Raw genomic sequence first — 14167 nt, forward strand, 5'->3', positions numbered from 1 at the left:
CACAAAAAACCCGCTTCGGCGGGTTTTTTCATCCCTCTTGAAACGCCTCACGCGCATTAGCGCTGTATCGAATGGCCAGCTTTGGCTAAGGTTCCTGCATTGCCAGGGAGAGCTGTATGACAACCGTCATTTTACCCGCGGTTCCGAGAGTCCTGATTGCCGAGGCCGACCCCTGGTCCCGGGATCTGCTCAAGGAAGTGTTGTTGAACGTACGCTGCGATGCGCGGCTGGATTTGTGCGCCGATGGTCAGCAAGCTTTGGAGCTGCTGGCGGACAACCCCTATGACCTGGTGATCGCCGACTGGGAGTTGCCGGGCGTCGATGGCCTGAATGTCCTGCGCAACATCCGCCAGCGCAAACGCAATCCGCCCATGCCGTTCATTCTGATGAGCAGTCGCAACGACAGTGCCAGCGTGCGCGAGGCCTTGCCGCTGGCGCCGACCGCCTACCTGACCAAGCCCCTGAATATGCAAAGCCTGACCCAGCGGTTGCAGGGCTTGTTGCTGAACGCCGGTGAAGAGGTTTCGTGCGAAGTGCCGTCGCTGGCGAAGGGCATGACATTGTCAGTGTATCTGGAGCGTCGACGTGAATTGGCCGACGGTGCGCCATTGATGACCGACGTGCAAGTGGCGGTCAAACGCAGCCTCAACCCCAATGGCCTCGACCTGACGGTGCTGGAAGACGAAATCCGCACCGATCCGCAGGTCACGGCCGTGCTGATCGCCGCTGCCAACAGCGCGGCCCAGCACCACGGTGCCGCTGTGCAAACCCTGTCCCAGGCACTGCATCGCCTGGGCACCGGGCAGAGCATGAACCTGATTCTCGGGCTGGCGCTCAAGCGCAGCGCACGGCTCAGCGATCCGCAATTGGCCGACTATGCCGGGCGTTACTGGGAACTGTCCCTGCACACCGCCGAATACGCGCGAACCCTGGCGCGCTTGCTCGATCTGGATCAGGAGCGCTGCTATTGCGCCGGCATGTTGCATCGTCTGGGTGATCTGGCGTTGCTGCGCTGTTTGCAGGAATGGAAACAGGCCGGCGGCGAACTGGACGAGCAGGAGGAGGTGGGCGAAGCGCTGGCTGAATTTGGCGCGGCCTACGGTTCGGCCCTGCGCACGCGCTGGCGTCTGCCGCTGGAACTGCGGGAGCTGATTGCGGCGGCCTACCAGCTCGGTGGCGGGGTTTATTCGCGCGAAGCGCTGGTGATGAACATGGCGGCGCAGATGGCGCGCCTGAGCGAGCATGAGGGCATCGAGGCGCTGGCGAAGAGCCGGACGGCGCGGTTGCTCAAGATCGGCTTGCCGGAGTTGATGCGTTTGCGCAGGAAGTAAGTACACCACCAGCCCCTGTGGGAGCGAGCTTGCTCGCGATAGCTGACTGTCTGCCAACATTGATGTTGAATGAGCCGCTGCCATCGCGAGCAAGCTCGCTCCCACAGGGTTCCTGGGTGATCCTGTCAGGCGGTAACAATCCGGTTCTTGCCCTCGTGCTTGGCCTGATACATCGCGGTATCCGCCCGGGAAAACAGGTTCTCCACGTTTTCGTCCGCGGCGGTCAGGCTGGTCAGGCCCTGGCTGACGGTGATGCCGAACGTCTGGCCTTCATGGCTGAAACGCAGTCGCTGAATCTGCAGTTGCAAGCGTTCCGCCACTTGCAGGGCCATCTGCGGTGTACAGCCGGGAAACACCGCCGCGAACTCCTCACCGCCAATGCGCCCGAACAGGTCGCCACGGCGCAACGCTGCGCGGCCGCTATCGGCGATGCGTTGCAACACGTTGTCGCCTTCCTGGTGACCGTAGGTGTCGTTGATGATTTTGAAGTCATCGATGTCCAGCATCAGGAACGACAGCGGCTCGCCCCGTTGCCGGGCGTGTGCGAACTCGCGGTGGGCGCATTCGAAGAAATGCCGGCGATTGCTGCTCTGGGTCAGCGCGTCGGTGGTGGCCAGGCGGTGCAGCTCGCTTTCCATCCGCTTCTTGTCGGTGATGTCTTCAGCAATGCCGACGATGATCACTGGTTGTCCCGGCTCGGCCTGGCGGTTGACGTAGCATTTGTCGCTGAGCCAGCGCACCTGCCCGTCGGCGGCAATGATTCGATACTCGCGGTCTTCCACGGCGCCTTTGTCCAGCACTTCGGCCAGGCTGCTTTCGGCATAGTCCAGGTCGTCGGGATAGATGCTGTCGCGCCATTGATCGCAGTCGTCCAGAAGCAGATTAGCCGATCGGCCAAAGATCCGTTCATAGGCGGGGCTGACGTAAAGTACCTGACGGGTTTCCCAGTCGAATGCCCATAGCACCGCGTTGACGCTCATCAGCAAGGTGTTGAGCAGCTGTTCGCGTTCGCTCAGGCGCGCGATTTCGCCTTGGGCGTGCATCAGCGCCATCAGGGTTTGCGCGGCCTCGGGCCTATGTGACGGAGATGAGTCTTGCAGGTTTTTTGGGGCCATCGACACAAATCTCAAAGGGCATGCCGCGTGTTCAATGGCGGCCAACACCAAGCCCGCCGGGGGAAAGCGAAGTGTCTTTGAGATTGGGCTTTTTAGATGAAGTTCCCGCCTTTTGTGGCGAAGGAGAGGGCTCCCGCTGGGCGGTACTGGACACGAGTTTTTGTGTCCACAAATCAATGTGGGAGCGAGCCTGCTAGCGAAAGCGGCGTATCAGTCAACTTTGATTTGACTGACATTCCCTTTTCGCGAGCAGGCTCGCTCCCACAGGTTTTGCGGCTGGCGCTGCAATCAGACAGCGGCAGGGCGCAGGGAGTAAGTCTTCAACTGATCGGCGAAGTCGCGCAGGGATTGAATACCGCTGGCTTCGGCTTCGTGTACCCAATCCTTGATGGCCGCCAGCATGTCGTGGCCATTTGAGCTGGTCTTGACCCAGATCTGCTGCAGGGCCAGGCGTTTCTCGTAAATTACCTTCAGCGCCTGACTGTGCTCGAGCATGTTCTGGATGCGTACATGGTGTTTGTCGTCCAGCAGGCTGGTCTCCCGCGAAAGCAGGCGTTTGGCCCGGTGGAACTGGTGACGTACCGAGTGATCGACCTTTTCCAGCTCTTGCTTGACCAGTGGGCCGATCACCAATTTGCGGTACTGGGCCATGATCTGGAAGCGGTTGTTGAGGATCGCCATGGCGGTGTCCATGTCCAGGTTGCCCTTGCCTTCGACGCGATGGGCGATCGGCGCAACCCGTTGAACCTTGGCCAGGCGCAGGAGGCTGAAGACTTGAATCCACGCCCAGCCCAGGTCGAATTCCCACTTCTTCACCGACAGTTTTGCCGAGTTAGGGTAGGTGTGATGGTTGTTATGCAATTCTTCGCCGCCAATCAGGATGCCCCACGGCACCAGGTTGGTCGCCGCATCGCGGCATTCGAAGTTGCGGTAGCCGATGGCATGGCCCAGGCCATTGACCACGCCGGCGGCCCATACCGGGATCCACATCATCTGGATGGCCCAGATGGTGATGCCGATGGTGCCGAACAGCAGCAGGTCGATGACGCCCATGATCGCGATGCCCAGCAGCGGATAGCGGCTATAGAGGTTGCGCTCGATCCAGTCTTCGGGGCAGTTCTTGCCGTAGATGCGCAGGGTCTCGGGGTTTTCCGCTTCGGCGCGGTACAACTCGGCGCCTTTGCGCAGCACCGTGGACAAACCCTTGATGACCGGGCTGTGCGGGTCATCGACGGTTTCGCATTTGGCGTGATGCTTGCGGTGGATGGCGGTCCACTCGCGGGTGTTCTGTGCCGTGGTCAGCCACAGCCAGAAACGGAAGAAATGCTTAAGGCCCCCATTCAGCTCCAGGGAGCGATGGGCCGAGTAACGATGCAGATAGACCGTGACGGCGATGATCGTGACGTGGGTCATCAGCAGGGTGACTGCTACCAGAGACCAGGGCGACAAGCCAAGAAAACCTTCGTACCACATAGGCTATAGGGCCCTCGATAAAGAAAAAACAGCCATTGCATTATCACTAAGCCCACACAGAAAACCAGTCGCCCTTTCAGATAAGAGTGGCTGGATGTGTCTTTAAACTATAATCCCCACCTTATTGTAGGGACATGGATCGTCGGATGTCTGCCACCTATCGCGATGCCTTGCGTGCAGCGCTGCTCTATCTGTTGCTTTCTGTGGTTTGGCTACAGATCAGTGGCTATTTATTAAACAGTTTCTTCGATAGCTCTGCTGAGCGACTGCGATGGCAACTGATCAACGGTTATGTTTGGGTGCTGTTCAGCGCCGGGTTGGTCTTCGTTGCCCGGGCGCGGCTGCTGCGGTGTCTGGGGATCGGCGCCACATTGCACGAACGCAATACCAATCGCGAGCGCCTGCGCCAGGCGGCTGCTGTTTTCGATTGCACCCGCGAAGGCGTGCTGGTCACCGATCGGGAAGGTGTGATCGTCCATGTGAACCGGGCGTTCATGGAAATCACCGGTTACGGTTGTGAGGACGTGCTCGGGCAGCGCCCCACTATGTTCAAGTCCGGACGTCATCCATCTGACTTCTATCAGGCGATGTTCGCCGCGCTTGAACGCACAGGAGAGTGGAGCGGGGAAATCTGGAACCGGCGCAAAAGCGGCGAAATTTACCCACAATGGCAGACGATCCGCCTGATCCACGATGACAATGGCCAGCCGAGCCAGTTCGTGGCGGTGTTTTCCGATATCAGCGCAATCAAGAACTCCGAACACGAACTGATGCGCCTGGCGCACCACGACCCGCTGACCGACCTGCCGAACCGCCTGCTGTTCTCCGACCGCGCCGAACAGGCCCTGGCCTCGGCACAGGTCCACAAGCGTGGCTGCGCGCTGCTGATGATCGATCTCGATCACTTCAAGATGATCAACGACAGCCTTGGGCACACCATCGGCGATCAGTTGCTCAAGGCTGTGGCCGAGCGTCTGGGCACTATGTTCGGTCCGGGTATCACCCTGGCCAGGCTGGGCGGGGATGAGTTCGGCATACTCGCTGAAAGCTGTCCGCAACTGGTTCAGGCCGCTGCGTTGGCCCAGCGGATCATCGATGGCCTTAAAGAGCCGTTCCTTATTGATGGGCACCAGCTGTCCATCAACACCAGCATCGGCATCAGCCTGTTCCCCAGCGATGCCTTGAGCGTCGAGCAACTGCTGCGTAATGCCGACTCTGCACTGTTCAAGGCCAAAAGCACGGGGCGCAATGATTATGCCCTGTACACCGAAGAGCTGACGGCCCACGCCCAGCAACGGGTCGAGATCGCCTTCGAATTGCGCCGCGCCCTGAACCGGCAAGAGCTGCGGGTTTATTACCAGCCGGTTCACGACCTCAAGAGCAGTCGCCTGATTGGCGTCGAGGCGCTGGTACGTTGGCAGCACCCGCAGCGGGGGTTGGTGTCGCCGGCGGAATTCATTCCGGTCGCCGAGCGAACCGGTCTGATTGCCGAAATCGATGCCTGGGTGATGCGACAGGCGTGCCGGCAGATGTGTCAGTGGCAGCAGAGTGGAGTGGTGCTGTCGTTCGTTGCGGTCAACGTTTCTTCGCGCCTGTTTGCCCGTCGTGAACTGTATCGGCAGGTGGCGCAGGTCCTGCGCGAAACCGGGCTGGATCCGGCGTTTCTGGAGCTGGAAGTGACCGAAAGCGCGGTGATGGAGGACCCGGAAGTCGCGCTGGAGCAAATGCATCGCCTGCGCGAGTTGGGGGTGCGCCTGGCCATCGACGACTTCGGCACGGGTTATTCATCGCTGCTGCGGCTCAAGCGTCTGCCGGTGCAGAAATTGAAAATCGACCAGGGCTTCGTCGCCGGGTTGCCGTGGGATGAGGACGATGCGGCAATCTCGCGGGTGATCATTGCGCTGGCGCAGAGCATGGGCATGCAGGTGCATGCCGAGGGGGTCGAGCAGGCTGAGCAAGCGGCGTTTCTGCTCGAGCAGGGATGTGATCTGGGGCAGGGCTACTGGTTCGGGCGGCCGGTGCCGGCGGCGCAGCTCGATTGGGCTCATGCCCCGGTCATCACCTGATTTTCAAAAAACCTGTGGGAGCGAGCCTGCTCGCGATAGCGGAGTATCGGTCGACATCTCTGGTGACTGACACTCCCTCATCGCGAGCAGGCTCGCTCCCACAGGGTTTTTGGTGTGCCTGAAAGAGGGCTGTTCAGCTCAAACCCTTGTCCCGTCAAATAATTTCTTTTGGTTATATAAACATTCTCAAATAGTCTTTTTAAGAATATCTACTCCTCTCTAGTATTGCTCTCACGCCGCAAGCAGTGCCGACACTGCGAGGCAACCTCTCAGTTGAAGGAGCAGCAATATGAGCGCATCCCTGCGTAGCGTCGACGGTCAAGACGAAGCCACCATCCTGCGTGAAATCCAGAGTGCCCTGCGCGACCTGCGCTTTGGCGCCGTGGAAATCACCGTGCACAACGCCCAAGTGGTGCAGATCGAACGCAAAGAGAAATTCCGTTTGCAGCAGCCGGGCAACAAACCGGGCTGAAGAAGAGCGCAGCCTGCGGCAGCTCCTACAGAGCACGCAATCACCTGTAGGAGCTGCCGCAGGCTGCGATCTTTGAACCGGCAACGCGATTCCAGAAATCCATAAAAAAAGCCAACAAACCAAGAATTCCAGGAGCTTTCATCATGTCGTCGATTCGCCACTTCGCTTTGGCCGCCCTGGCCAGCGCCCTTTTTGCCGGTTCCGCCGTTGCCAAGGATTACGAGCTGCTCAACGTGTCGTACGACCCGACCCGCGAGCTGTATCAGGACTACAACGCCGAGTTCATCAAGTTCTGGCAGAAGGATCATGCCGGCGACACCGTGAAAGTCCAGCAATCCCACGGTGGCTCGGGCAAGCAAGGCCGGGCGGTGATCGATGGCCTGCGTGCCGACGTCGTGACCCTGGCCCTGGCCGGTGACATCGACGAAATCGCCAAGCTCGGCAAGACCCTGCCGGCGGACTGGCAAAAACGCCTGCCGGACGCCAGCACGCCATACACCTCGACCATCGTGTTCCTGGTGCGCAAGGGCAACCCCAAAGGCATCAAGGACTGGGGCGACCTGGTCAAGAATGACGTCTCGGTGATCACGCCGAACCCGAAAACCTCCGGCGGTGCGCGCTGGAACTTTCTCGCGGCCTGGGCCTATGGCCTGAAAGCCAACGGCGGTGATGAAGCCAAGGCCAAGGAGTACGTGCAAACCCTGTTCAAACACGTGCCAGTGCTGGATACCGGCGCTCGCGGTTCGACCATTACCTTCGTCAACAACGGTCAGGGCGACGTGTTGCTGGCGTGGGAAAACGAAGCCTTCCTGGCCCTGAAAGAAGAGGGCGGCGCCGACAAGTTCGACATCGTCGTGCCGTCGCTGTCGATCCTCGCCGAGCCACCGGTGGCGGTAGTCGACAAGAACGCCGAGAAAAAGGGCAACGAGCAGATCGCCGAAGCCTACCTCAAGTACCTGTACAGCCCGACCGGCCAGGAAATCGCGGCGAAGAACTTCTATCGTCCACGTGACAAGGATGTGGCCGCCAAGTACGCCCAGCAGTTCCCGAAACTGGAACTGGTGAGCATCGACAAGGACTTCGGCGGCTGGAAAGCCGCGCAGCCGAAATTCTTCAATGACGGGGGCGTGTTCGACCAGATCTATCAGGCGCAGTAATCTTAAATAGCCATCAACGAGCCTCGAATTTCGATTCGAGGCTCTGTGCGTTCTCAACCAAGGACTTTTATGTCGCGTCGTATCTCCCCCGTCATACCCGGCTTCGGGCTGACGCTGGGCTACACCTTGGTGTACCTCAGCCTGATTGTGCTCATACCACTGGCGGCGATGTTCGTGCATGCCGCTCAACTCACCTGGGATCAGTTCTGGGCAATCATCTCGGCGCCACGGGTGCTGGCGGCGTTGAAGCTCAGCTTCGGCACCGCCCTGTGTGCCGCGATCATCAACGGCATCATCGGCACGCTGCTGGCCTGGGTATTAGTGCGCTATACCTTCCCTGGACGAAAAGTGATCGATGCAATGATCGACCTGCCGTTCGCATTGCCCACGGCAGTGGCCGGTATCGCACTGACGGCGCTGTACACCCCTACCGGTCTGGTTGGCCAGTTTGCAGCGGATCTGGGTTTCAAGATCGCCTACACCCCCTTGGGCATCACCCTTGCCCTCACTTTCGTGACACTTCCATTCGTGGTACGTACCGTACAGCCAGTATTGGCGGATATCCCTCGTGAAGTGGAAGAAGCGGCGGCGTGCCTGGGGGCAAAACCCCTGCAGGTTTTCCGTCATATCCTGCTGCCGGCACTGCTGCCTGCATGGCTCACCGGTTTCGCTTTGGCCTTTGCCCGTGGGGTCGGCGAGTACGGTTCGGTGATTTTCATTGCCGGTAACATGCCGATGAAAACCGAGATCCTGCCGCTGCTGATCATGGTCAAGCTCGACCAATACGATTACACCGGCGCTACCTCCATTGGTGTACTGATGCTGGTGGTTTCCTTCGTCCTGTTGCTGCTGATCAACTTGTTGCAGCGGCGCATCGAAACCCCATAAGGAGGCGGCACCCATGTCCCAATCGTCTATTGCTGCCGCTTCCTCGAACGCTGCCCGTCGTGGCAGCGCGACTTCGCGGCGAATCCTGATCGGCCTTGGCTGGCTGATTTTTGCCCTGTTCCTGTTGCTGCCGCTGTTCATCGTGGTGTCCCAGGGCCTGAAGCTTGGCCTCGGTGCGTTTTTCACCGCGATCTTTGAAGCGGACGCGCTGTCGGCACTGAAGCTCACGGTCATCGCCGTGCTGATTTCGGTGCCGCTGAACCTGGTGTTTGGCGTCAGCGCCGCCTGGTGTGTGAGTAAGTACTCGTTCCGCGGCAAGAGCATGCTGGTGACGCTGATCGACCTGCCGTTCTCGGTGTCGCCGGTGATTGCCGGTCTGGTCTATGTGCTGATGTTCGGTGCCCAGGGCTTGTTCGGGCCTTGGTTGCAGGATCACGACATCCAGGTCGTCTTCGCCCTGCCGGGCATTGTGCTGGCGACGATTTTCGTCACCGTGCCGTTCGTGGCCCGTGAATTGATCCCGCTGATGCAGGAACAAGGCACTCAGGAAGAGGAGGCTGCGCGCCTGCTCGGGGCCAACGGCTGGCAGATGTTCTGGCACGTCACCGTGCCTAACATCAAATGGGGCCTGATCTACGGCGTGGTGTTGTGCACCGCGCGGGCCATGGGCGAGTTCGGTGCGGTGTCGGTGGTGTCCGGGCACATTCGCGGGGTGACCAATACCCTGCCGCTGCACGTCGAGATCCTCTACAACGAATACAACCACGTGGCCGCGTTCGCCGTGGCGAGCCTGTTGCTGATCCTGGCGCTCTTCATCCTGCTGCTCAAGCAGTGGAGCGAAAACCGTATCAACCGCCTGCGCGCCAGCGCCGCGGAGGAATAATTCATGTCGATCGAAGTGCGTAACGTCAGCAAGAACTTCCATGCCTTCAAGGCGCTGGACAACATCAGCCTGGACATCCAGAGCGGCGAACTCGTCGCGTTGCTCGGGCCGTCGGGTTGCGGCAAGACCACGCTGCTGCGGATCATCGCCGGCCTGGAAACCCCGGATCAGGGCAACATCGTGTTCCACGGTGAAGACGTCTCCGGCCACGACGTGCGTGATCGCAACGTCGGTTTTGTGTTCCAGCACTACGCCTTGTTCCGCCACATGACGGTGTTCGACAACGTCGCGTTCGGCCTGCGCATGAAGCCGAAAAACCAGCGCCCGAGCGAAAGCCAGATCGCCACCAAAGTCCACGAACTGCTGAACATGGTGCAACTGGACTGGTTGTCGGATCGCTACCCTGAACAACTCTCCGGCGGACAGCGTCAGCGCATTGCCCTGGCCCGGGCGCTGGCGGTGGAGCCGAAAGTGCTGCTGCTCGACGAACCCTTCGGCGCCCTTGACGCCAAGGTTCGCAAGGAACTGCGCCGCTGGTTGGCGCGTCTGCACGAAGATATCAACCTGACCTCGGTGTTCGTGACCCACGACCAGGAAGAAGCCATGGAAGTCGCCGACCGTATCGTGGTGATGAACAAGGGTGTGATCGAGCAGATCGGCTCACCGGGTGATGTCTACGAAAACCCGGCCAGCGATTTCGTCTATCACTTCCTTGGTGATTCGAACCGTCTGCACTTGGGCGAAGACAAACATGTGCTGTTCCGCCCGCACGAAGTGTCGCTGTCGCGCCATGAACTGGAAGACCACCACGCGGCCGAAGTGCGCGATATCCGTCCGTTGGGTGCGACGACGCGGGTGACGCTGAAGGTCGAAGGGCAGAGCGATCTGATCGAAGCCGAGGTGGTCAAGGATCACGACAGCCTGATCGGGTTGGCCAAGGGCGAGACACTGTTCTTCAAGCCGAAGGTCTGGCAGAAGGTTGCCAACATCTAAGGCAAAAGCATCGCGAGCAAGCTCGCTCCCACATTGAATCGGTGTTGAGCACAAAACTTGTGGCCAACCCCAAAACCTGTGGGAGCGAGCTTGTTCGCGATGGCGTCTTACGCCGCAGCGTTTTTCCGGCGCAGACGCACCCCGCCCGCCCGCGCCTCGATTTGCTCTTTGAGTTCATGCCGCATCCCCAGCATGAACGCCAGCTCGGCCACCACAAACAGCGGCCCGACAATCAACCCGGTCACGTCATCGACAAATGCCGGCTTGCGCCCTTCGTAATGATGACCGACAAACTGGATCGCCCAACCGATCACGAACATCGCCACGCCGCTGCCCAGCCAGACCAGCGTGCCTTGCTGCGCCAGCGCATGTCCTGCCCACACGGACAGCCCGAGCAACACGGTCATCAACACGCCCAGGCGCCATTCCAGGCGCAGGTAAAACCATGCCGATGCCAGCGAGACAAGCACCGCCGGTGACAGCCACACGCCGCCCAGCGACCACTCCGGCCGCGACAGCAACACCGCGACGGCCACCACGATCAGCGGAATACCGATAAAGTGCGAGGCGATGTTGCGTGGGTCACGGTGGTAGGCGGCGTATTGACTGAGGTGGTCGACGAGGCTTTTCATTGTTGTTCTCCTGTGGGGTGATTGATCATGCCCCGGGGCCACTTCCCGCTCTGTCAGCCAGGCGACAATCTCTAGGAGTTTTCATGGATATGCAGGTCTGGCGTCCACGCCTGATGAGCGGTCAGTGGTTCAGCCATTTGCCTGTTTCCCTACAGGATAGTTTGCTGTCGGTGGCCAGGGTACGGCGCTTGTCACCGGGCCAGCGGCTGTTCAAGCGTGGCGATCCACCTTGCGGCCTGTACGCGGTGCTTGAAGGTGCGGTGCGCGTCGGTGCCGTGAGTGAGCAGGGCAAGGAAGCGTTGCTGAGCCTGATGGAGCCGCCGCACTGGTTCGGCGAAATCTGCCTGTTCGATGGCCAGCCACGCACCCACGATACCTACGGCGTAGGCCAGTGCACGCTGCTGCACATTCCCCAAAACACCTTGCTGGCACTGCTCGACGAGCACCCGGAGCACTGGCGGCAACTGGCGTTGCTGATGAGCCAGAAACTGCGCATGACCTTCATCAACCTCGAACAACTGAGCCTATTGCCGGCCCCGGCGAGGCTGGCGCACCGCTTGTTGATGATTGCTGAAGGTTATGGCGAGACCGCCCCACCGCGCCGCGTCCTGCAACTGCCCCAGGAGCAGCTTGCCGCCATGTTGTCGCTGTCACGCCAGACCACCAACCAGATCCTCAAGGAGTTGCAGGGGCAGGGGATCATCGGGCTGAGTTACGGCGAAATTGAAATCCTCGATGCTGCCCGGTTGCGGGAATTGGCCACAGTCTGACACTCGATGCATATCCCTTGTGGGAGCGAGCTTGCTCGCGATGACGGTGTGTCAGTCCCCAGGTGTGTCGACTGACCGTCCGCTATCGCGAGCAAGCTCGCTCCCACAGGGAATCTGGGTGAATCAGAGATTTGTGATCATCGAAAAAACTGTGGGAGCGGGCTTGCCCGCGAAGAGGCCAGTCCAGGCAACCCATTCTCAGGCTAGATCAGCGCAACCCATCCCGAAACTGCCCCGGCGTCATCCCGGTCCAGCGCTTGAACGCACGGCTGAAGCTGCTGGTGTCGGCAAACCCGAGCAGATAACTGATCTCGCTCAATGAGCATTGCGGATCGCGCAGGTGCAGCAATGCCAGGTTCTCACGGCTTTCGTTGAGCAGCGTATCGAACCGACAGCCTTCATCCGCCAGGTGCCGTTGCAGGCTGCGCAGGCTCAGGTGCAGGGCCTTGGCGATGTGTTCGGCGCTGGGTTCGCCTTCGGGCAGTTGTTCTTCAATGGCGTCGCGGACCTTGCGCTCCCAGGTCAGCGGCTTGAGTTGCGCCAGGGTGCGCTTGAGCACGGTTTCGTTGTGTTCGGCCAGCTCCGGGTTGGCGTCGTCCAGGTGGCTGTCGAAGTCGACGAGGGCGAATTCCAGTCGATCCTCGTCGGCGCCGAAGTGCACGGGCGAGCGAAAGACTTTATGCCATTGGTGCGCGTCTGCCGGCTCCGGGCGGCGCAGGTAGGTCGCCAGCGGCGCGTAGTCGCGGCCCAGGCGATTGCGGCAGGTACGCACGTAAATCGCCATGAACGCATCGATGGCTTCGAAGGCCGGAGCCGGGTTGCCGGCGGGGATTTTCAGGCGGAAACAGTAGCGATCTTCGGTGCGGGTCAGTTCCAGTTCCAGGGCATCGCTGACCACCTGGTGATAACGCACGATGCGCTCGAACACTTCCCGCAGGCTGCCGCTGGCCACCAGCGCATAACCCAGCGCATGGAAAGTGGTCGGGCTGACGAAACGCGAAACCCGCAAACCAATCGCCGGGTCGCCGCTGACCTGCACCGCCAATTGCCACAGGTGCGTGGTGCCCGACAGCGGATAACGCGCGTTCGGGTCGTCCATCAGTTGTGGGTCGAGGCCAGCTTGCTGGCACAGGGCGGTGCTATCGATGCCCAGGGCATCGAGTTGCTTGCGCAGGGCGCGAGTCCAGCTGGCGAGGGAGGTCGGTTCAGTCATGCTGATTGGCGCTTCCGGTCAACAGGTTGGCGTTCTCGGCTACCGCCTTGCAGGGGTTGCCAAGGCAGGATGCAACCATCAATAACCAGAGGATGGAAGCATGAGCGGTATTTCTGCAAGCCCCCAACGACTGAATGCAGCCCAACGATCAGCCCATATCCGTGAAGTGGTGCTGGCCAGAGGCGTCGAGCTGCGCGAGCAATACCCGATTCTCAAGCATCAGGACGCCCTCGGCGCAGGCATTCTGACCTTCGCCATCGCCGGTATGGTCGGTTCGGCGGCGCTCTACATGAGCGGGCACATGGCCTGGTGGGCGTGCCTGTTGCTCAACGCATTTTTCGCCTCGCTGACCCATGAACTGGAACACGACCTGATCCACAGCATGTACTTTCGCAAGCAGAAGGTGCCGCACAACCTGATGATGGGGCTGGTGTGGCTGGCGCGGCCGAGCACCATCAACCCATGGATTCGCCGCCACCTGCACCTCAACCACCACAAAGTCTCCGGCTCCGAAGCCGACATGGAAGAACGCGCCATCACCAACGGCGAGCCTTGGGGCTTCGCACGGTTCTTGATGATTGGCGACAACATCATGTCGTCGTTCATCCGCATGCTGCGGGCCAAGTCCTGGGCCATGAAGTTCCGCATCATCTACCGCACGCTAAAGGTCTACGCACCGCTGGCGCTGATGCATTGGGGCGCGTGGTACGTGTTTCTCGGCTTCCATGCGGCGAATGGCTTTGCGCATCTGATGGGCGCTCCCATCGAGTGGTCAGCGACGACGTTGTCGGTGATGCAGGTGGTCGACATTGCGGCTGTGGTGATCATCGGTCCGAATGTGTTGCGCACGTTCTGCCTGCACTTCATCAGCTCGAACATGCACTACTACGGTGACGTGGAGCCGGGCAACGTGATGCAGCAGACTCAAGTGCTGAACGCGTGGTGGTTGTGGCCGTTGCAGGCGTTCTGCTGCAACTTCGGCAGCAGCCACGGCATCCATCACTTTGTGGTGAAGGAGCCGTTTTACATCCGCCAGTTGACCGTACCGGTGGGGCACAAGGTGATGCGCGAGATGGGCGTGCGGTTCAATGATTTCGGCACATTTGCTCGGGCCAACCGGTTTGAGCGCAGGGACGAAGTGGTCGGGGAAAAGGTGCGTACAGCTCAGGCTTGA

General features: G+C 60.3%; 13 protein-coding genes. 9 read left to right on the forward strand and 4 right to left on the reverse strand.

What is annotated here, in order from left to right:
* Positions 1 to 116: 116 nt before the first annotated feature.
* Positions 117 to 1331: an HDOD domain-containing protein gene (locus ACM6IK_RS28360; protein WP_414876932.1), complete on the forward strand. Its 1215-nt coding sequence runs from the start codon at positions 117 to 119 to the stop codon at positions 1329 to 1331.
* Between the two features lie 125 nt (positions 1332 to 1456).
* Here the strand turns inward: ACM6IK_RS28360 and ACM6IK_RS28365 are convergent, their stop codons facing one another.
* Together ACM6IK_RS28365 and desA are read right to left on the reverse strand one after the other, a co-directional pair.
* On the reverse strand, positions 1457 to 2446 hold the full coding sequence (locus ACM6IK_RS28365; protein ID WP_414876933.1) for a GGDEF domain-containing protein: 990 nt from the start codon (positions 2444 to 2446) through the stop codon (positions 1457 to 1459).
* A 288-nt stretch (positions 2447 to 2734) separates the two neighbouring features.
* Complete coding sequence (desA, locus tag ACM6IK_RS28370; protein ID WP_414876934.1) at positions 2735 to 3919, reverse strand: delta-9 fatty acid desaturase DesA; 1185 nt, start codon at positions 3917 to 3919, stop codon at positions 2735 to 2737.
* A 146-nt stretch (positions 3920 to 4065) separates the two neighbouring features.
* Here desA and dibA point away from each other — a divergent pair, with 146 nt between their 5' ends.
* From dibA to ACM6IK_RS28400, 6 genes are all read left to right on the forward strand, one after another.
* Positions 4066 to 5985, forward strand: a complete 1920-nt coding sequence (gene dibA, locus ACM6IK_RS28375) for a phosphodiesterase DibA (RefSeq protein ID WP_414876935.1) — start codon at positions 4066 to 4068, stop codon at positions 5983 to 5985.
* Positions 5986 to 6274: 289 nt separating this feature from the next.
* Positions 6275 to 6457 (forward strand): sulfur starvation response protein OscA, encoded by a 183-nt coding sequence (gene oscA / locus ACM6IK_RS28380; protein WP_007975618.1) that lies wholly within the window; start codon positions 6275 to 6277, stop codon positions 6455 to 6457.
* Between the two features lie 143 nt (positions 6458 to 6600).
* Positions 6601 to 7614, forward strand: coding sequence for a sulfate ABC transporter substrate-binding protein (locus tag ACM6IK_RS28385; protein ID WP_218429544.1), 1014 nt, complete (start codon positions 6601 to 6603; stop codon positions 7612 to 7614).
* A gap of 69 nt (positions 7615 to 7683) precedes the next feature.
* The gene (cysT, locus tag ACM6IK_RS28390) at positions 7684 to 8502 is read left to right on the forward strand and encodes a sulfate ABC transporter permease subunit CysT (RefSeq protein WP_007972956.1); all 819 of its coding nucleotides are present in this window, start codon (positions 7684 to 7686) and stop codon (positions 8500 to 8502) included.
* A 13-nt stretch (positions 8503 to 8515) separates the two neighbouring features.
* Positions 8516 to 9385: a sulfate ABC transporter permease subunit CysW gene (gene cysW / locus ACM6IK_RS28395; protein WP_414876936.1), complete on the forward strand. Its 870-nt coding sequence runs from the start codon at positions 8516 to 8518 to the stop codon at positions 9383 to 9385.
* Between the two features lie 3 nt (positions 9386 to 9388).
* On the forward strand, positions 9389 to 10378 hold the full coding sequence (locus tag ACM6IK_RS28400; protein WP_085717793.1) for a sulfate/molybdate ABC transporter ATP-binding protein: 990 nt from the start codon (positions 9389 to 9391) through the stop codon (positions 10376 to 10378).
* Between the two features lie 107 nt (positions 10379 to 10485).
* On the opposite strand, the gene ACM6IK_RS28405 is transcribed toward ACM6IK_RS28400, so the two are convergent.
* A complete protein-coding gene (locus ACM6IK_RS28405; RefSeq protein ID WP_414876937.1) occupies positions 10486 to 11010 on the reverse strand; it encodes a DUF962 domain-containing protein in 525 nt (174 codons plus the stop codon).
* Between the two features lie 83 nt (positions 11011 to 11093).
* Here ACM6IK_RS28405 and ACM6IK_RS28410 point away from each other — a divergent pair, with 83 nt between their 5' ends.
* On the forward strand, positions 11094 to 11780 hold the full coding sequence (locus ACM6IK_RS28410) for a Crp/Fnr family transcriptional regulator (RefSeq protein WP_414876938.1): 687 nt from the start codon (positions 11094 to 11096) through the stop codon (positions 11778 to 11780).
* Between the two features lie 208 nt (positions 11781 to 11988).
* On the opposite strand, the gene ACM6IK_RS28415 is transcribed toward ACM6IK_RS28410, so the two are convergent.
* Positions 11989 to 12993, reverse strand: coding sequence for an AraC family transcriptional regulator (locus tag ACM6IK_RS28415; protein ID WP_414876939.1), 1005 nt, complete (start codon positions 12991 to 12993; stop codon positions 11989 to 11991).
* 100 nt (positions 12994 to 13093) lie between these two features.
* Here ACM6IK_RS28415 and ACM6IK_RS28420 point away from each other — a divergent pair, with 100 nt between their 5' ends.
* On the forward strand, positions 13094 to 14167 hold the full coding sequence (locus ACM6IK_RS28420) for a fatty acid desaturase (protein ID WP_414876940.1): 1074 nt from the start codon (positions 13094 to 13096) through the stop codon (positions 14165 to 14167).

Origin of the sequence: Pseudomonas sp. IT-196MI5 (assembly GCF_949767415.1) — a bacterium.
In the GTDB taxonomy this organism is placed as follows: domain Bacteria; phylum Pseudomonadota; class Gammaproteobacteria; order Pseudomonadales; family Pseudomonadaceae; genus Aquipseudomonas.

Coding starts and splice junctions, on each gene's coding strand:
- ACM6IK_RS28360 (WP_414876932.1), top strand. CDS start 117: ATGACAACCGTCATTTTACCCGCGGTTCCGAGAGTCCTGATTGCCGAG.
- ACM6IK_RS28365 (WP_414876933.1), bottom strand. CDS start 2,446: ATGGCCCCAAAAAACCTGCAAGACTCATCTCCGTCACATAGGCCCGAG.
- desA (WP_414876934.1), bottom strand. CDS start 3,919: ATGTGGTACGAAGGTTTTCTTGGCTTGTCGCCCTGGTCTCTGGTAGCA.
- dibA (WP_414876935.1), top strand. CDS start 4,066: ATGTCTGCCACCTATCGCGATGCCTTGCGTGCAGCGCTGCTCTATCTG.
- oscA (WP_007975618.1), top strand. CDS start 6,275: ATGAGCGCATCCCTGCGTAGCGTCGACGGTCAAGACGAAGCCACCATC.
- ACM6IK_RS28385 (WP_218429544.1), top strand. CDS start 6,601: ATGTCGTCGATTCGCCACTTCGCTTTGGCCGCCCTGGCCAGCGCCCTT.
- cysT (WP_007972956.1), top strand. CDS start 7,684: ATGTCGCGTCGTATCTCCCCCGTCATACCCGGCTTCGGGCTGACGCTG.
- cysW (WP_414876936.1), top strand. CDS start 8,516: ATGTCCCAATCGTCTATTGCTGCCGCTTCCTCGAACGCTGCCCGTCGT.
- ACM6IK_RS28400 (WP_085717793.1), top strand. CDS start 9,389: ATGTCGATCGAAGTGCGTAACGTCAGCAAGAACTTCCATGCCTTCAAG.
- ACM6IK_RS28405 (WP_414876937.1), bottom strand. CDS start 11,010: ATGAAAAGCCTCGTCGACCACCTCAGTCAATACGCCGCCTACCACCGT.
- ACM6IK_RS28410 (WP_414876938.1), top strand. CDS start 11,094: ATGGATATGCAGGTCTGGCGTCCACGCCTGATGAGCGGTCAGTGGTTC.
- ACM6IK_RS28415 (WP_414876939.1), bottom strand. CDS start 12,993: ATGACTGAACCGACCTCCCTCGCCAGCTGGACTCGCGCCCTGCGCAAG.
- ACM6IK_RS28420 (WP_414876940.1), top strand. CDS start 13,094: ATGAGCGGTATTTCTGCAAGCCCCCAACGACTGAATGCAGCCCAACGA.